11 protein-coding genes and 2 pseudogenes are annotated in these 16,284 nt (G+C 37.0%); 7 read left to right on the forward strand and 6 right to left on the reverse strand.

Translation table 11 applies throughout. The features are described 5' to 3' along the window. Positions 1–7 precede the first annotated feature (7 nt). Entirely contained in the window at positions 8–148 is a 141-nt protein-coding gene (locus tag QF004_RS10655; protein WP_165983209.1) for a hypothetical protein, read from the forward strand. Between the two features lie 649 nt (positions 149–797). Here QF004_RS10655 and mtaB read toward each other — a convergent pair. Next, positions 798–2,147, reverse strand: a complete 1,350-nt coding sequence (mtaB, locus tag QF004_RS10660; protein ID WP_133440211.1) for a tRNA (N(6)-L-threonylcarbamoyladenosine(37)-C(2))-methylthiotransferase MtaB — start codon at positions 2,145–2,147, stop codon at positions 798–800. Between the two features lie 434 nt (positions 2,148–2,581). Here mtaB and QF004_RS10665 point away from each other — a divergent pair, with 434 nt between their 5' ends. The 5 genes from QF004_RS10665 (at position 2,582) to QF004_RS10685 (ending at position 9,058) form a co-directional block, all read left to right on the forward strand. Next, a complete protein-coding gene (locus QF004_RS10665; protein ID WP_133440212.1) occupies positions 2,582–4,363 on the forward strand; it encodes a DEAD/DEAH box helicase in 1,782 nt (593 codons plus the stop codon). A gap of 206 nt (positions 4,364–4,569) precedes the next feature. Beyond that, complete coding sequence (locus tag QF004_RS10670) at positions 4,570–5,208, forward strand: DUF47 domain-containing protein (protein WP_133440213.1); 639 nt, start codon at positions 4,570–4,572, stop codon at positions 5,206–5,208. Positions 5,209–5,238: 30 nt separating this feature from the next. Beyond that, positions 5,239–6,381 carry an inorganic phosphate transporter gene (locus QF004_RS10675; RefSeq protein WP_133440214.1) on the forward strand — a complete coding sequence of 381 codons (1,143 nt, stop codon included), beginning with the start codon at positions 5,239–5,241 and terminating at the stop codon, positions 6,379–6,381. A gap of 370 nt (positions 6,382–6,751) precedes the next feature. Beyond that, on the forward strand, positions 6,752–8,281 hold the full coding sequence (mnmE, locus tag QF004_RS10680) for a tRNA uridine-5-carboxymethylaminomethyl(34) synthesis GTPase MnmE (protein WP_307426066.1): 1,530 nt from the start codon (positions 6,752–6,754) through the stop codon (positions 8,279–8,281). A 306-nt stretch (positions 8,282–8,587) separates the two neighbouring features. Continuing rightward, the gene (locus tag QF004_RS10685; protein ID WP_246012335.1) at positions 8,588–9,058 is read left to right on the forward strand and encodes a site-specific integrase; all 471 of its coding nucleotides are present in this window, start codon (positions 8,588–8,590) and stop codon (positions 9,056–9,058) included. A 480-nt stretch (positions 9,059–9,538) separates the two neighbouring features. On the opposite strand, the gene QF004_RS10690 is transcribed toward QF004_RS10685, so the two are convergent. Beyond that, a complete protein-coding gene (locus QF004_RS10690) occupies positions 9,539–12,595 on the reverse strand; it encodes a DNA polymerase III subunit alpha (protein ID WP_133440216.1) in 3,057 nt (1,018 codons plus the stop codon). 6 nt (positions 12,596–12,601) lie between these two features. Continuing rightward, positions 12,602–13,132 (reverse strand): annotated as a pseudogene (locus tag QF004_RS10695) (hypothetical protein). Positions 13,133–13,193: 61 nt separating this feature from the next. On the opposite strand from QF004_RS10695, the gene QF004_RS10700 reads away from it, so the two are divergent. Further along, entirely contained in the window at positions 13,194–13,970 is a 777-nt protein-coding gene (locus QF004_RS10700; protein ID WP_133440217.1) for a LexA family transcriptional regulator, read from the forward strand. Positions 13,971–14,148: 178 nt separating this feature from the next. Here the strand turns inward: QF004_RS10700 and QF004_RS13980 are convergent. From QF004_RS13980 to QF004_RS10710, 3 genes and pseudogenes are all read right to left on the reverse strand, one after another. Beyond that, positions 14,149–14,214 (reverse strand): annotated as a pseudogene (locus QF004_RS13980) (hypothetical protein); the annotation flags it as partial. A gap of 456 nt (positions 14,215–14,670) precedes the next feature. Next, positions 14,671–15,105 carry a cold-shock protein gene (locus QF004_RS10705; RefSeq protein WP_133440218.1) on the reverse strand — a complete coding sequence of 145 codons (435 nt, stop codon included), beginning with the start codon at positions 15,103–15,105 and terminating at the stop codon, positions 14,671–14,673. Between the two features lie 509 nt (positions 15,106–15,614). After that, positions 15,615–16,166 carry a hypothetical protein gene (locus QF004_RS10710; RefSeq protein WP_307426074.1) on the reverse strand — a complete coding sequence of 184 codons (552 nt, stop codon included), beginning with the start codon at positions 16,164–16,166 and terminating at the stop codon, positions 15,615–15,617. Positions 16,167–16,284 lie beyond the last annotated feature (118 nt).

Consider the following 16,284-nt stretch of genomic DNA (forward strand, 5'->3'; position numbering starts at 1 on the left):
AAAAATCATGGAACCAACTGATAAAAATAAACCCGCACCCATCGTAATTATTGCAATCGCTGTGATTGTCCTGATGATTATTTTCTATTTTATTCTCCTCATGTATTTCCCGAATATGTTCGAAAGTTTAGATATGGGAAAAAAATAAACCTGAAGAAATAAATGATGGATGTTTCAGAGCCTGTCTCAATTTGCTTAAAAAAAGAAATTTTCTTTTTCTTCAACCGTAAAGGGTGGAAAAGAAATGAAGAGAAATTAAGATTTTATTCGGGATTGCTGCGCAGATCTTCCTGAACTTTTTTGCAGCGTAAAAACTTCAGGACAACTGTTGACTTTATGACTATGCGGTTTAAAAAATAATTCACACCATCTTTTGCCACCTTTTGAATAACGAATTAAGATAAAGCTTTTGCCTCTTTTGCGGTTTTAAAAAAACTAGTATGCCTGTTTATTTTTAAACATTAAGACATGAAGAGAAATTAAGATTTTGTCCGGGATTACTGCGCAGATCTTCCTGAACTTTTTTGCAGCATAAAAACTTAAGAACAACTGTTGACTTTGTGACTATGTGGTTGGAAAAATAATTCACACCACCTTTTGCCACCTTTTGAAAAATAAATTAAGATAAAGCTTTTGGCTCTTTTGCGGTTTTAAAAAAAAACTAATATGCCTGTTTATTTTAAATTAAGAAATGAAGAGAAATTAAGATTTTATTCAGAGAATGGAAATGAATGATAGCATTAAAACTTAAACAGACTCTAAGTTTTAGAGTCTGTTTAAATTTAGTTAAACTACATTTATATTTTTGCCAGAAATTCCTCAAAAGCCGGAAATACAGAAACAGTTCCATCGGCCAATATTGTTTTGAGCTTTAAAATTTCTATTTGATTGATGGAATTTTCATCGAACGGCTTTTGCACGCGGACATAATTTTCGGTGAAACCGAACATGATTCCGTTTTTATTTTCATGCTCCCAAAGGACAGGAAGTGTTTTTCCAAGCTGGGTTTCGTAGAAAGCCATTTTCTTTTTCTCTGAAAGAATTCTCAGCATTTTATTTCTTCGCTTTCTTTCAGGAATTGGAATAACACCTTCCATTTCTGCAGCTTCTGTATTTTCTCTTTCTGAATAGGTAAAGACGTGGAGATAAGAAATAGGTAATTCATTCAGGAAATTATAAGTTTCCAGGAATTTTTCCTCTGTTTCTCCGGGGAATCCTACGATGACATCAACTCCAATACAGGAATCGGGCATCACCTGGCGGATTTTAGCCACCCGGTTAGTGTAGATCCCCGTCAGGTACCGGCGTTTCATTTTCTTTAATAAATCATCGCTTCCACTCTGTAAAGGAATATGGAAATGAGGCACAAAACGCTTGCTTTTCGCCACCAGTTCTATGCTTTCGTCTTTCAATAAATTCGGTTCAATGGATGAAATACGGATTCTTTCAATGCCTTCCACCTGATCTAATTCTGAAATTAAATCCAGAAAAGTATGTTCATGTTTTTTGTTTCCAAATTCACCTTTTCCATAATCGCCGATATTCACACCAGTTAAAACGATTTCGCGAATTCCTTTTTGGGCGATTTCAGTGGCATTTTTTACGACATTTTCTATGGTATCGGAGCGGGAAATTCCTCTGGCCAAAGGAATCGTGCAATAGGTACATTTGTAATCGCAGCCATCCTGTACTTTCAAAAAAGCGCGGGTTCGGTCGCCAATCGAATAACTTCCGATGAAGAAATCAGCTTCATCAATTTCGCAGGAATGAATGATTCCGTGGTTTTCTGATTTCTGCAAATCATCCAGGTAACTCAAAATATTGAATTTTTCCCTGGCTCCTAAGACCAAATCAACGCCTTCAATTGCAGAAATTTCTTCCGGTTTCAATTGGGCATAACATCCTAAAATAACGACCAAACCATCGGGATTGGCTTTCATAGCACGCTTTACATGAAACTTGCATTCGCGGTCTGCATTTTCGGTCACCGAACAGGTATTGATGATGTAGACGTTGGCGGGCTCATCGAAATTGACTTTCTGGTAACCGGCACCAGTAAGCTGACGGGCAATGGTTGAGGTTTCTGCAAAATTGAGTTTGCAACCTAAAGTATGAAAAGCGGCGGTTTTTAAGTGTAAGTGTTCCATAATTGAATGGTGCAAATTTAAAGATTATTTTTTTTGCAGGAAGGTAATTGGTGAGAACTTGGTTTTTGAGTGATTGGGTTTTGAGTTTTTTGAGTTTTTTGAGTTTTTGAGTGGTGATGTGGTGAATGGTGATTTGATGTTGTGATCAGGCGGATGTAAAAATAAGACGGTATGTTTTCAAAGCTGGGCAGTCTTGTGTAATTTGTGAGGGGGTTTTTGGTTTAAATTAGAAAAGAATCCAATGTTTTTTAAAACGGATTGAGGGATTGAGCAATTGAATTCAGATTTTTGTTGAGCGGAAAGACTTTATTATAAGGAGTTTAGTGGATCAAAATTGGACAAAGTAATTATTAACAATAATTTAATAAACCATCGATATAATTATGATAAATAAAAAACGTATCTTTGCAGCCAATTTATAGACGATCTTTTACATGAATTTATTTACGGAGACCAATTTAAGCCCTGAAATCTTGAAGGCAATTGGCGAAATGGGCTTTATTAGCCCAACAGAAATCCAAAAACAGACTATTCCTTTTATCTCTACAGATACACGCGATCTAATCGCACTTGCGCAGACGGGAACAGGCAAAACAGCAGCGTTTACGCTTCCGATTTTGGATATGATTGACGACGGGAGTCGCAAAATCCAATTATTGGTGCTTTGTCCAACCAGAGAACTTTGTTTGCAGATTACCAAAGACATTATTAATTATTCGAAATACATGCGGAACATCAAAACTACAGCAGTTTATGGTGGAAGCAGTATCAGTGATCAAATCAGATCGCTACGGGACAAACCACAGATTATTGTGGGGACGCCAGGTAGGGTGATTGACCTGATCAACAGAAAAGCCCTTGATTTCTCTGAAATCCAGTGGTTGGTGCTTGATGAAGCTGATGAAATGTTATCAATGGGTTTCAAAGATGACTTGGCAACTATTTTGAACGAAACACCGGAAACCAAACAGACTTTCTTATTCTCGGCAACGATGAATAGAGAGGTGGAAAGAATTTCTAAAAACTATTTAACGAATCCTCACCGAATTGTGGTGGGCTCTTTAAATGAGGTTAAGAAAAATATCAAACACGAATATTACGTGGTAGGGTACAGAAATAAAAAAGAAGCTTTGAAAAGACTGATCGATGCAAATCCAAATCAGTATTCGATTCTTTTCTGCAGAACCCGTATGGAAACTCAGGAAGTCGCTGACTTCTTGATGCAGAACGGTTACGCCGCAGATGCACTTCACGGTGATTTATCTCAGGCGCAACGGGATACGGTGATGAAAAAATTCCGTTTGAAAAATATCGATATCCTGGTTGCAACCGATGTTGCCGCGAGAGGATTAGATGTAGACTCACTGACCCACGTGATTCACTTCTCTTTACCTGATGATCCTGAAGTATTTGTTCACCGTAGCGGTAGAACAGGTCGTGCCGGAAAAGACGGTATTTCAATTGCATTGATTAAACCGGAGGAATCCAGAAAGTTAAAGCAGATCAAACAATCTACCAAGATTGAAATTATTGAGAAGAAAATTCCGACCGGTAAAAAAATTATCGAAGCACAGGTTGCCGGCGTATTTGAAAAATTATTTACAGAACACGAAAATCTAGTTGAATTCGACAATGAATTGATTCCGGATTTATCAGCCTTTACCAAAGAAGAACTGGTACACCAGTTATTGCAGTTGCAGTTGAGAGACATGGCGCTTTATTATAAAGATAAAGACGATTTGGTGGATCAGAAATTCAACAGCGATGACCGTGGCGGTGACCGTGGTAGAGATCGCGGCAGAGACCGTGACGGAAGAGGCCGAGACCGTGACAGAGGAGACAGAAGAGATAGCGGAAACCGTTTCAGCAATAACCGTGATGGAGGAAGCAGAGATGGTGGAAACCGCGATTCCAGAGATAGAGACGGAGGAAACAGAGGCGAGTCCCGAGACAGAAAACCGAGAAGAAACGATGGAGATATGGTAAGGTTTTTCTTTAACTTAGGAAAACGGGACAACCTGAAAAAAATTGACATGCTTGAAATCATCAACAAGTCAACTGAAAAATCAAGAAAAAGACCAGATATTGGTAATATCGAAATCTTGGAAAAATTCTCTTTCTTTGAAGTAGAAAAATCATTTAAAGACGAAGTTCTTAAAGGATTAGAAACTCAGAAGTTTAAAGGAAAAGATATGAGAGCAGAAGAATCTAACTAATTTTTCTTTCTTATTCAATACAAAACAGTTTCATTATCATTAATGGGACTGTTTTTTTTTTGATTAACGTTTGTGGCCTGTTGATTGATGGAGTTGCTTTCTTTTGTTAGGAACTATTTCACAATGTTAATAAAGATTAATATTAAAATGAAAAACTTATCAGTCTTTTTCGGAAATTTGCAGCACTAATTATTAAATGAATTATAATGGGAATCGGAAATATTTTTAAAATGTTCCAGCCGAAAGACAAAGTGTTTTTTGTACTGTTTGAAAAAGTTGCTGAAGAACTGGTAGCGATGTCAAAAGAATTTCACGAAAGTTTACTCGATTTTGATATCAATGATGATACCATGTTGCAGCACATGAGTGATTACGAACACCGGATGGATGATCTCACTCATGAGATTTTCGTGCAGCTGGGAGAAAATTTTATCACTCCCTTTGACAGAGAAGACATCAGTCATTTGGCCAGTGGTTTAGATGATATTGCTGACTTTATGTATGCTTCTGCTAAATATATTTATTTATACAAAGCACCACTGGATCCTGCTTACACCGAGTTTACACTGTTGATTTACAAATCATGTCTCGAAGTTCAGCTTGCCCTTAAAAACCTGAACGATTTCAAAGATCCGAAAGCCGTTAAAGAATCCTGTATTAAAATTAACTCTTTCGAGAATATTGCCGATGACGTTTTAAGCCAGGCGATCGTAAAATTGTTTGAGACCAACGATGCATTATTGATTATTAAAGTAAAATCAGTTTTGGAATATCTGGAAACAGTGACTGACAAAGCAGAAGATGTAGCCAACACGATTGACAGTATTTTGATTAAATACGCCTAATCTATTCCCTAATTTACTATAAACAAAAGAATGGATTTACCGATTCTACTCATCATCATCATTGCATTAGCACTGATTTTTGACTATATCAACGGATTTCATGATGCCGCGAACTCTATCGCGACCATCGTTTCAACAAAAGTTTTAACTCCTTTCCAGGCAGTTCTTTGGGCTGCCGTCTGGAATTTTGCAGCCTTTTTCCTTGCTGCCTATGTAATCGGCGAATTTAAGATCGGGAATACCATCGCCAAATCAGTGAATACCGATTTCATTAATCTGGAAGTCATCTTTGCCGGTTTGGTTGCAGCAATCGCCTGGAATTTATTGACCTGGTGGTTTGGGATTCCTTCTTCATCATCGCACACCCTGATCGGTGGATTTTTAGGAGCAGCTTTAATGCATGCTTTGGTGACTGACTATCATCTTATCGCGTTGGCACAGCCCAACCTGGATGTCTTTGATAAGCTGATTCTATCCTTTAAGCAACTCTTTACACAAGACATTGTCAGGTATGATAAAGTGATTCCGATCTTTTTATTCATTTTCTTGGCGCCATTGATAGGTTCTGCGATATCCATTTTGATCACCCTGTTTATCGTCAATGTCTCCAAAAGATCCAGTCCCCGTAAAGCGGATAATGTCTTCAAGAAACTACAGTTGGTTTCTTCCGCCTTATTCAGTTTAGGACATGGTACGAACGATGCACAGAAAGTAATGGGAATTATCGGAGCAGCCGTTATTTTTCATCACACGCATACCTTACAGGATCCTGTTTACCTGGCTTTAGACAGTACCCACCAGTTCAACTATTTTGTAGAACATTATTTCTGGGTTCCTTTTACTTCATTTTTAATGATTGCTTTAGGAACAATGAGTGGGGGTTGGAAGATTGTAAAAACCATGGGTACCCGAATTACGAAAGTAACGCCCCTGGAAGGAGTTGCCGCTGAAACGGCCGGAGCAATAACGCTTTTCATTTCAGAACATTTCGGGATTCCGGTTTCTACCACGCACACCATTACCGGTGCGATTATCGGGGTAGGCGTTACCAAAAGGGTTTCTGCAGTTCGCTGGGGAATCACGGTAAGTTTGCTTTGGGCCTGGATTTTAACCATTCCAATTTCAGCCTTCGTGGCAGGACTTACGTACCTGATCGTGGTCTTTTTAAAATAATCAGGACTTTTTATAAAATTAGAGCCATTTCGAAAGAGATGGCTTTTTTTGTGGAACAAGTCGATAACAACGCAGTGATGGAGTGATTGGGTGATTGGTTTTTTGAGTGAGTGATAAATATTAAAGTTTGCAGATGATTTCGAATAATTGAAAATCAGCCAATTGTATTTCTTTAACAAACGAAGAGTCTTTGTCTCTCTTTAGTTGAATGTAGTTTTTAGTTCATTTAATTTAATCTTGCGATGCAAGACAAAGTTTAAAATGTTTTATTGTGTTTATCTTTTTGTGCCGCATGTAACTTTTTAATAGGGTGACCTGGACAATTGACACCATGTCCTGAAAAATAGGAATAATTCCGTAATTTTGCGGTATGAATCAAGATACGATCTGTGCGATTGCGACCGCAAATGGAGTAGGCGCTTTGGGAATTATCCGCCTTTCCGGAGGGGAAGCCGTGAAAATTGCGCAAAAAACTTTTAAAGGAAAAAATCTGGAAGAAGTACCGTCGCATACGGTGCATTACGGCTATATTGTGGATGGAAATAGCCAGGAGGCAAAAGGAAAGAACAAAGATGAAAGAACAAAGATAATAGAGGACAGACCGGAGACGGAAGATGTTGAGCAATTCACCATTCAGAATGAATCGTCCGTCACCCAATACCCGACATCCAGCGATACCGAAGAAATTATCGATGAAGTGATGGTTTCTGTTTTCCGCGCACCCAAAACCTTTACGATGGAAGATGTGGTGGAAATATCTTTTCACGGCTCGCCGCATATTGCAAAGAAAATTCTGGAAGTTTTGGTAAAACACGGCGCCAGGTTGGCGAAAGCAGGTGAGTTTACCATGCGGGCTTTTATGAACGGCAGAATCGATTTGGCACAGGCAGAATCCATCGCTGATCTGATCGCGTCGGAAAATGAAGCCTCGCGGAAAGTGGCTTTGAATCAGCTTAAAGGAGGAATTACAAGTGAAATCTCCATCTTGAGAAATGACTTGCTGAATTTTACTTCGCTCATCGAACTGGAACTGGATTTCGGGGAAGAAGATGTAGAATTTGCAGACCGTACCGCCATGAATAAACTGCTGCAGAATCTTCGGCATAAACTGGGCGCTTTGATCGAGAGTTTCCAGTACGGAAATGCGCTGAAAAATGGAGTAGAAGTGGCCATCATCGGGAAACCGAACGCAGGAAAATCCACACTTTTGAATGCTTTGCTGAAAGAGGAAAGAGCCATTGTGTCGGAAATTGCAGGAACAACCCGCGATACCATCGAAGAAGTGATTCATCTGAAAGGAACGGCTTTCCGTTTTGTGGATACCGCCGGACTTCGGGAAACGACGGATGTTATTGAGAAAATTGGGGTGACGAAAGCGAAGGAGAAAATTGCCTCCGCGAAAGTGCTTTTGTATCTCTACGATGAGCAGGATTCTACGCCTGAAGAAGTGATTGCGTTTGTAAAGGAATTTCACCGCGAGGATTTAAAAATTGTATTGGTGCATAATAAAGTGGATTTGACGAACGACGAAATTCCAAACGAATTTGACTCGACCTTAAATCTGGAATTGTTTCCGGACTATTGTGATGAGTTATTAAGGATTTCCGCACGGGATCAAACCGGAATTGAAGCCGTAAAAACAGTCCTGATCGATTATGTAGAAAATTTAAAAGACCAGGAAAGCAATGTGATCATCACCAATCAAAGACATTACGACGCGTTGCGGAAATCTCTGCAGTCTGTCCTTCAGGTAGAGGAAGCAGTAAGTTCCGGAATTCACACCGAACTCTTGGCGTATGAACTGAGAAACGCTTTGGAGCAGTTGGGCGAGATCTCCGGTGAGTTCACAAATGACGAAGTATTGGGGAATATTTTTTCAAAATTCTGTATCGGAAAATAAATTGCTTTTCTTTTGGTTTCTTTTGTGTTTTTTTGTTTGATTTACAGTAGTTTATGTGAATTTTATTTTCTCTTGTTAGCGTTTATTTTATATATTTGTACATCCCTCACTAGAAGTTATTTACCACTCTCTCAAAATTCCTTATTTCAATAAATTTAAAGCAGCTTTAGGAAATGCTTTTGATGAAGGTTATCTTACAGTCAATTATGCTGCAAAAATAAAATCATTTGAGCAAGTTGAAATCCAGAGGGAATACTTGATATTTGAGGAATTACAATCTCTAGCAAAAGCAGAATGTAATATCCAGTGCTAAAAAAAGCATTTTTATTTTCTTGCTTATCGGGATTACGCAGGTCAGATATTAATACTTTGACTTGGTCAGAAGTTCCTGATGAAGGTGAGTTTTCTAAAGTCAATTTTAGGCAAGAGAAAACAGGTGGAGTTGAGTATTTGTATATCTCTGCACAAGCCATAGAACTTCTTGGAGAACGGCAGGATCCTCAGGATCTAGTTTTCAGAGGGTTGAAATATGGGATGACTTACAACACTGAAATTATTCGTTGGTGTAATCGCGCGGCAGTTCCTAAACATATTACTTTTCACTCCGCACGGTATACCAATGCAGTTTTGTTATTAGAAAACGGAGCAGATATTTACACTGTTTCTAAGAGGCTTGATCATCGAGAATTGAGAACAACTCAAATTTATGCAAAGATCGTGGATTCAAAAATGAAAGAGGCGGCTGAGGTTATTTCAGAATTATATATTGAAATGTAGATGATAATTTTTTTTGTGTTGCAATTCAAATCCTAATTTTTGACTCTTAAACTTTTCATTAAAGCGAATTTAAATTCAGAGTAATAGTTTTTAATCTTATTTGATAGTGTTTATATTGTAAATGATTGATTGCATTGCGTATATGGTTTTTGATGTTGACTTTTGTTTAAATTAATTAAACGAAACAAATGGAAAAGAATGAGGTTATTCTGCACAAACTTAACCGAAGTGAAAAGCATATTTTCGCTCTCAAAGCTATTCTTAATGTTAGGATTTTTAAAATCCTATATCTATAAACTCATACATGAGAATTTAATTCCCTTTTCAAAACCTAATAGAAAATTCTTTTTTTGATAGGAAGAAAATAGATGAGTTTCTGCGTCAGAATGCAAATAAATCGAAAGAAGAAATAAACAGAGAAGCCATAGAGTTTTCTCTGAAAAATAAAATTTAACCCACGGAGCCACATTTTCATTAATTTTATGAAGAAAACTTATTTCTTGGCAATCCAATTTCATGCTCTTGGGGATAAGGTTTTCTATGCGTCATACTCACGTCTTCATGTAGGTTTCTTGCGGTTTCTAAAGATTTTTCTTGGTCCATCGAATATCGTGGGTCAGGTATAAAAGGCATTTTTGCCATCTTATGAATCGTTATTGTCGGAAAATGAAAATCTACTTCTACCGTACCCAACAATAAATAACAGCCGCCACCTTGAAAAGGATATTGTTCCAGAACATTGGGAAAATGAGCCGTGTCAAAATATTCACCCTCGGCATCGATCCAGGTTCCGAAAAACATGGTTCCTCGTTTGGTGGGAACATGTTTTCTTGAAATCAGATAAGCCAGCATTTTCACTTGTCGCTTATGATATGTAATTAAATCTTTAGCCATGACTCTTCCTCTGTATCGGGTTTGTAAGAGGTCAAAAGGATTGAATGAAACGGGAAATCCTAAGGTCTCAATTTCATCAAATGCATCTTCAAATGGGTTTCTTTTTATTTTCGGAAGTTGATAGTTTTTCTGAGGTTCGTCCAGTAATGTTGGATGTTTGAAAACCACTTTATGCTTTCCTAAAATAAATCTGGCTTCGATCAATAATTCGTATTTTTGTTTTCCTGTGAATCTGAATGCGCCGACGAAAATCAGAACCTGTAAGGTTTCGATACCCATTGGAATCCTTTTTGTAAAATTCTCTAAAGAAGTATAATGGCCATTTTCCTTTCTTTCTTCAGGAATCAATTCCGCTAACTTTTTTTCTAATTTTTCTATGTGCATTAATCCTAAATAAACATCAGTTCCATAGACAGTGGTCCTGAATTCACTGAAGTTCACACACGGATTATGAATGGTTGCACCGGACATTTTCGCTTCGTGAACATACACTTCGGTTCGGTAAAATCCGCCACCATTATTAATGGCACACACCATAAATTCAATAGGGTAGTACACCTTCAAATACAAACTCTGATAACTTTCCACGGCATAAGAAGCAGAGTGGGCTTTACAAAATGAGTATCCGGCAAAAGATTCAATCTGTCTGTAAACCTCTTTTGATAATTGTTCGGGATGTCCGAGTTCTTTACAGGATTCAAAAAAATGATCTTTCACTTTTTGTAATGCCGATAAAGACCTGCCTTTACCGCTCATCGCTCTTCTCAAAACATCACCATCGGGAGCAGATAGACCGCCAAAATGCAGAGCTATTTTAATCACATCTTCCTGATAGACCATAATTCCATAGGTTTCCCCGAGTTCCTTTTTAAATATATCATGAATGTATTCGAACTTTCTGGGATTATTATGCCGGAAAATATATTCCTTCATCATTCCGCTCTGTGCAACACCAGGTCGTATAATAGAAGATGCAGCTACTAAAACTTTATAATTATCGCATTTTAATCTTCTTAATAATCCACGCATCGCAGGACTTTCAATATAAAAGCAGCCAATGGTTTTTCCGATGCTCAAAAATTCATTGCATTTTGTTTCATCTTTTGAAATGGTGGTGTCTTTAATATCAATGATAATTCCTCTCTTTTCTTTGATCAATTCTACGGTGTCTTTGATGGTTCCCAATCCTCTTTGGGATAGAATATCGAATTTTTCCAAACCGATTTTCTCAGCCGTGTGCATGTCGAACTGTACAATCGGAAAACCTTTAGGTGGCATTTCCAAGGCTGAATAATTGGTGATTGGTTCTTCGGAGATTAAGATTCCACAAGAATGCATGCTTCTTTGGTTCGGATATTTTTCTAACAGTTTCCCATATTGGTGAACTAATCTGAATACCGAATTATCATCATGTTGATCCATAGGTTTTCGGGTCAGTATATCCAATTCTTCTTTTGGTAGTCCAAAAGCTTTACCTACCTCTCTGAAAATAGATTTGTATTTAAACTCCACATTCGTTCCGCAGAATGCTACATGATCCTTCCCATATTTATGGAAGATATATTCCAAAATAGTATCTCTGTTTTGCCAACTCCAATCGACGTCAAAATCAGGCGGCGTTTTTCGGTTAAGATTTAAGAACCTTTCAAAATATAAATCCAATTCCAAGGGACAGATATCTGTAATTCCGATGCAGTAACTTACAATGGAGTTTGCACCGCTTCCTCTTCCCACGTGCATAAATCCCATGCTGTTGCTGTACTGGATAATATCCCAAGTAATCAGAAAATAGGCACAGAAGTTAAGCTGCTCAATCACCGCCAATTCTTTTTCTACTCTTGCTTGCGCTTGAGAATGATCTGCTGAATATCTTTTGCTCAGACCTTCATAAGCTAGCTGCCGCAAAAGTTTAGAATCATTTTCCTTGCTTCCTGTGAAATGCTTCTTGTTTTTAGGAATTGAAAAATCAAAATCAAAGCAGCATTCATTGACCACGAATTTGGTATTCTCAATGATTTGCGGATAATATTTATATTTTTCTAAAAGCTGTTTCTTGTTCACAAATGTTTCGGTGTCTTTACAATAATCACCCTCTGAAAGTTTCGTGATTAGCGTATTATGATCGATCGCTCTCAATATTTTATGCAATTCATATTCTTCATCAGTTTTGAAGGTAACTGGATGCAGAATAACCATCTTGTGAACCAAGTTTTTCAGTTCAGATTGCATCAAAAGGTTTAGTTCATCCTGTCTGATTCCTATAAATTCATGATCCAATAATCTTTCGGGAATATTCTGTAAAGGATAAATAACAAAAGTGTTTTCAAACTCGGGATTCGCTTTAGGAATTAAAACTCCATCACAATTGTATGCAGTTAAAAGTCGGTTGATTTCCCCAATCCCTTGTTGATTCTTTGCCAAACAGAGATAATACAATTCATTTTCAACCCGTATTTCAGCACCTACGATGGGCTTAATGTTGTTGACAGTACATAATTTATAAAAATCATAGATCCCCGTAACCGCATTAATATCCGTCAAGGCCAGGGTTTTGATACGATAATCAAGAGCCTGCTGAACCAAATCCTCAACAGAAATAGTTCCGTACCGAAGACTGTGATAGGAATGACAATTCAAAAACATAATTAACTATTTTATTAAACCTGATGCTCTTCCTACACTGGCGGTACCAAATCTATTTTTAATTTTATCCATCGTTTGATACAGGAGATCAATTCTTCTGTGTCTTCAAAAAGATTCATCTGATGACAGCCTTCTACCAAACCGGTGAACTTTACCCCAATCAATCGAATTCTCATACGTCTGGGATATACTTTTTTGAAGAGTTCTAAAACATACCTGAGCAATGTGTGATCCGCTGAGGTATGGGCAATTCGGCACTGCTTGGTCTCGAATAACCTCAGTGACCAAATGAGATATATTGGAATAATATTCCATATCACCTTTGATGACTTTTGCTTCGGGACATAACCTTAATGCCATTTTAATGGACATCGCACTTCGAACGCCAAAATATCTCGCTTCATAAGAGCAGGATGCTACCAAACCACGGTCTCCACCTCCGATAATCACAGGTAGTTTCTCCAATTCAGTATTTTTAAGTCTTTCACAGGAAACAAAAAAGGTATCCAAATCCATGTGTACAATTGCACGATTCATTTTACAAAACTATCACTATTTGTATCAAATTTAATTATATTTGTTGCTATAAATTATACCAATGTCAATTTTATCAGATAACATGCGCTTTTTGAGAACGAAGCAAAAATTCTCCCAACAAAAAATTGCAGACATACTTTTTATTACACGAGGTCGTTATGCAAAATACGAGGATGGAAGCTCGGAACCACCGATAGAAATTTTAATGAGAATTTCAAAGTATTTCAGTATTAGTATTGATCTTTTAGTTGGCGTAGATCTTAGAAAATATCTTTTAGAAGAAATGCTCAATCTTCCTGATAATCGTATTTTAGTTCCGATAACGGTGGATACTTCAGGGAATAATCAAATTGAAATTATTCCACAAAAAGCTTCGATGGGTTACCTGAATGGTTACAGCGATCCTGATTATATCGAAAGTTTGCAAACCATTTCTTTACCATTTCTTAGAAACGGAAAATACCGTGCCTTCCCGGCAAGTGGCGATTCAATGCCGCCCTATAAAGACGGAACTTATATTGTCGGAAAATACGTTGAAAATTTAACTGACCTAAAAACCGATAAAACCTATGTTTTTATCACGATAAATGATGGAATTATTTATAAAAGATTTCAATTTCATGAAGGCAATTTCATCTGTGTAAAGTCGGATAATAGCTTTTATGAACCTCTAAAAATACCCCTCATTGAAATTAAAGAAATTTGGGAATTTGCATGTAGTATCAATACTGAAGAGTTTGATGCTGAAGAGTTTTCAGGGCAAAATGTTCGTGGTTTGTTTTTAGAATTAAAACAAGAAATTAAGAAGATTGGTCAAAAGCTTTCAAAACAAGATTAAGATTTAATAGCTATGTTTTAGTAAAGCTAGTGGAAAGTTCGGTGGTAATTGACTACCTAGATTCGGTTTAAAGTGGCCATGTAAATTCGGTTTAAATTGTCCACCTCTTTTTTTGGGTAAAAACGACTGTTTTTCATGTGCTAATTTGTATTCATATATAATTAATTTTCGGCTCTGTTTATTCCTCTTTTTTGCGCATCGATTCTCCCTTCAGTTCGAGGCGGTGAGATTGGTGAAGCAGCCGGTCTCAAATAGCATCAGCAATGTTTTTTTCACCAATAATATCATACTAACCCTGAACCGGGATCTGTTAAGTTACCATAAAGAAGCATTGTTATGACGGTCTTCATTGATTTCCAAAAGGGTAATAATTCTGAGTCTCAACAAAAGTAAAAAAAGTGATTTATGATTTTACAGGAGTCACTTCTGTTTTGGCCGGAATGTCGGGCGGGAAATCTCTGACGGTTTATTATGTTGCTGAAAACGGCAAGAAATAAAAATGTGAGTGCTGTGATGAGTTTTTGGAACAACGATCAGATAAATCCTGAAACCGGGCTTCCACCTCTTTTGGAACAAATGATTAAACTGCAATAATCTCATTACAGCTAAAAACTAAAGTTCCGTTTTATCCGGCGGAAAATTGGGAAGAAGTTAAAAAGCAGAACAAAAAAAAGCTTCGAAAGAAGCTTTTTTTATAGATTTACTTGATTACTTTGATATCTATCGCAGAAAGTCCTTTCGGAGATCTTTCTATTTCAAAGGAGACCTTGTTGCCTTTCTTTACCATTTCTTCGCAATTGTTGCTGTGGAAGAAAATGTTTTCTTTGTTTTTGTCTTCGGTAATAAAACCGTACCCTTTTTCACTTAGAAAGGTAACGATCCCTGATTTAATTGGGTTTTCAGCTTCAATGGGCGCTGCACCCAACTGAATGTTGCTTACATCAATTTTGTTATCGTTACTTCTGTCAGGAGGGGTGGTTGTAAATTGCCCGTTGACATCAACGTACATAATCATGTCGTCTAAGCCTTTTCCTTTGTCATTGCTTTCTTTGCGCTCCTCACGGCGCATTGCTTTTTCTTTTTGCTTCTGAAGTTTTTTCTTAAAGTTTTCTTTTTTGGAGAAAGAATCCGCCATATATTTTTTTAATTTTTAGATTATCGGATAAGGTACAAAATAAATTAACACAATGCAACATAAATGATAAATATTGCATTCCGCAGAGTAAGACAAGTCTGCTCTTTTAATGCCTTAAACTACCATGGATAAGCATAAAACCTGATATCACCTGGCGGTAAAATAAATAACGTACTGTACAGCCGAAAGTAATAGTCACCGGCTTAAAATTATTTTAAACATAATAAGAGACAATATAATAACCCGTGTCTTTTTGAACTGAAAAAAAATATCTCTCACAGATTTAAAATGTGTTTACTTTATTTTGTTTTAAGCTGCCAAATCAGCGGAAACTATTATTAAAGCCATATAGCCATATCAAAAAATACAATTTTTAATACTTAAAAGTACTTAAAAAATCTTTATATTCAATCTAAGATGGTCTTTTCGGCAACATAATTTTTACTTAAAGAAGAAAAAAACTGATGCGACTAATGTGGTTTAAAATAAAAAATTGAAAGACTCTAACACTATCTTACCTTTTCGAACAGAAAAAGTTTGCCGCCGGTAAATGCATAACGCTGCATTAGATTCCCTTCTAAAACCATCGTTTTACTGGTAACATTAATGATAGAAATATAATTGCCCGAATTGTATTTTAAATAATTTTCTTTGTTTTTCGTCTGAGGATTTTTGCCAAACTTAAATTTGTATTTCACCCAGTCTTCTTTTTCGGTCTGGCAATGGACCGGTTGAAATTTCTCTTTATTAGACTTGAATTCGATGACCTCAAAACCTTCTGTACATTCGCTTTTAAAATTATTTGTCGGATCACTGTCCTGCGCAAACCGCTCGTAGGTTCCGTTGTAAACACCTACCACTTTCCAGGTTCCGTTTAAACGGTCTTCATCTATTTTTCCCTCTGCTTTTTGAACGGCCCAGCTTATGCCTTTTACAGTTCCTTTCACAGCGGAATACCCGATTTTAGCAGTCGTAGTAACAATCTTTGCAGCAGTAGAAACCACGCAGGAAGTGAGCACGAAACTCAGTAAAAGTAGAAGTCCGATTTTATTTGTTTTCATAATAAATGTCTTTATTTGACTGCAATTTACAGTAAATTTTAGTGAGGAAAAACGAAAAGAGTTCATCTTTTATGGTCAGACCTCAAAATGGTAGAAAACGAACAGTAAAATTGAAGAC

The organism is Chryseobacterium sp. MDT2-18 (genome assembly GCF_030815285.1).
Taxonomy (GTDB): Bacteria; Bacteroidota; Bacteroidia; order Flavobacteriales; family Weeksellaceae; genus Kaistella; species Kaistella salivictor.

Excerpts from the sequence above, each read along its gene's own strand:
- QF004_RS10655 (WP_165983209.1), top strand. The coding sequence starts at position 8 with ATGGAACCAACTGATAAAAATAAACCCGCACCCATCGTAATTATTGCA.
- mtaB (WP_133440211.1), bottom strand. The coding sequence starts at position 2,147 with ATGGAACACTTACACTTAAAAACCGCCGCTTTTCATACTTTAGGTTGC.
- QF004_RS10665 (WP_133440212.1), top strand. The coding sequence starts at position 2,582 with ATGAATTTATTTACGGAGACCAATTTAAGCCCTGAAATCTTGAAGGCA.
- QF004_RS10670 (WP_133440213.1), top strand. The coding sequence starts at position 4,570 with ATGGGAATCGGAAATATTTTTAAAATGTTCCAGCCGAAAGACAAAGTG.
- QF004_RS10675 (WP_133440214.1), top strand. The coding sequence starts at position 5,239 with ATGGATTTACCGATTCTACTCATCATCATCATTGCATTAGCACTGATT.
- mnmE (WP_307426066.1), top strand. The coding sequence starts at position 6,752 with ATGAATCAAGATACGATCTGTGCGATTGCGACCGCAAATGGAGTAGGC.
- QF004_RS10690 (WP_133440216.1), bottom strand. The coding sequence starts at position 12,595 with ATGTTTTTGAATTGTCATTCCTATCACAGTCTTCGGTACGGAACTATT.
- QF004_RS10700 (WP_133440217.1), top strand. The coding sequence starts at position 13,194 with ATGTCAATTTTATCAGATAACATGCGCTTTTTGAGAACGAAGCAAAAA.
- QF004_RS10705 (WP_133440218.1), bottom strand. The coding sequence starts at position 15,105 with ATGGCGGATTCTTTCTCCAAAAAAGAAAACTTTAAGAAAAAACTTCAG.
- QF004_RS10710 (WP_307426074.1), bottom strand. The coding sequence starts at position 16,166 with ATGAAAACAAATAAAATCGGACTTCTACTTTTACTGAGTTTCGTGCTC.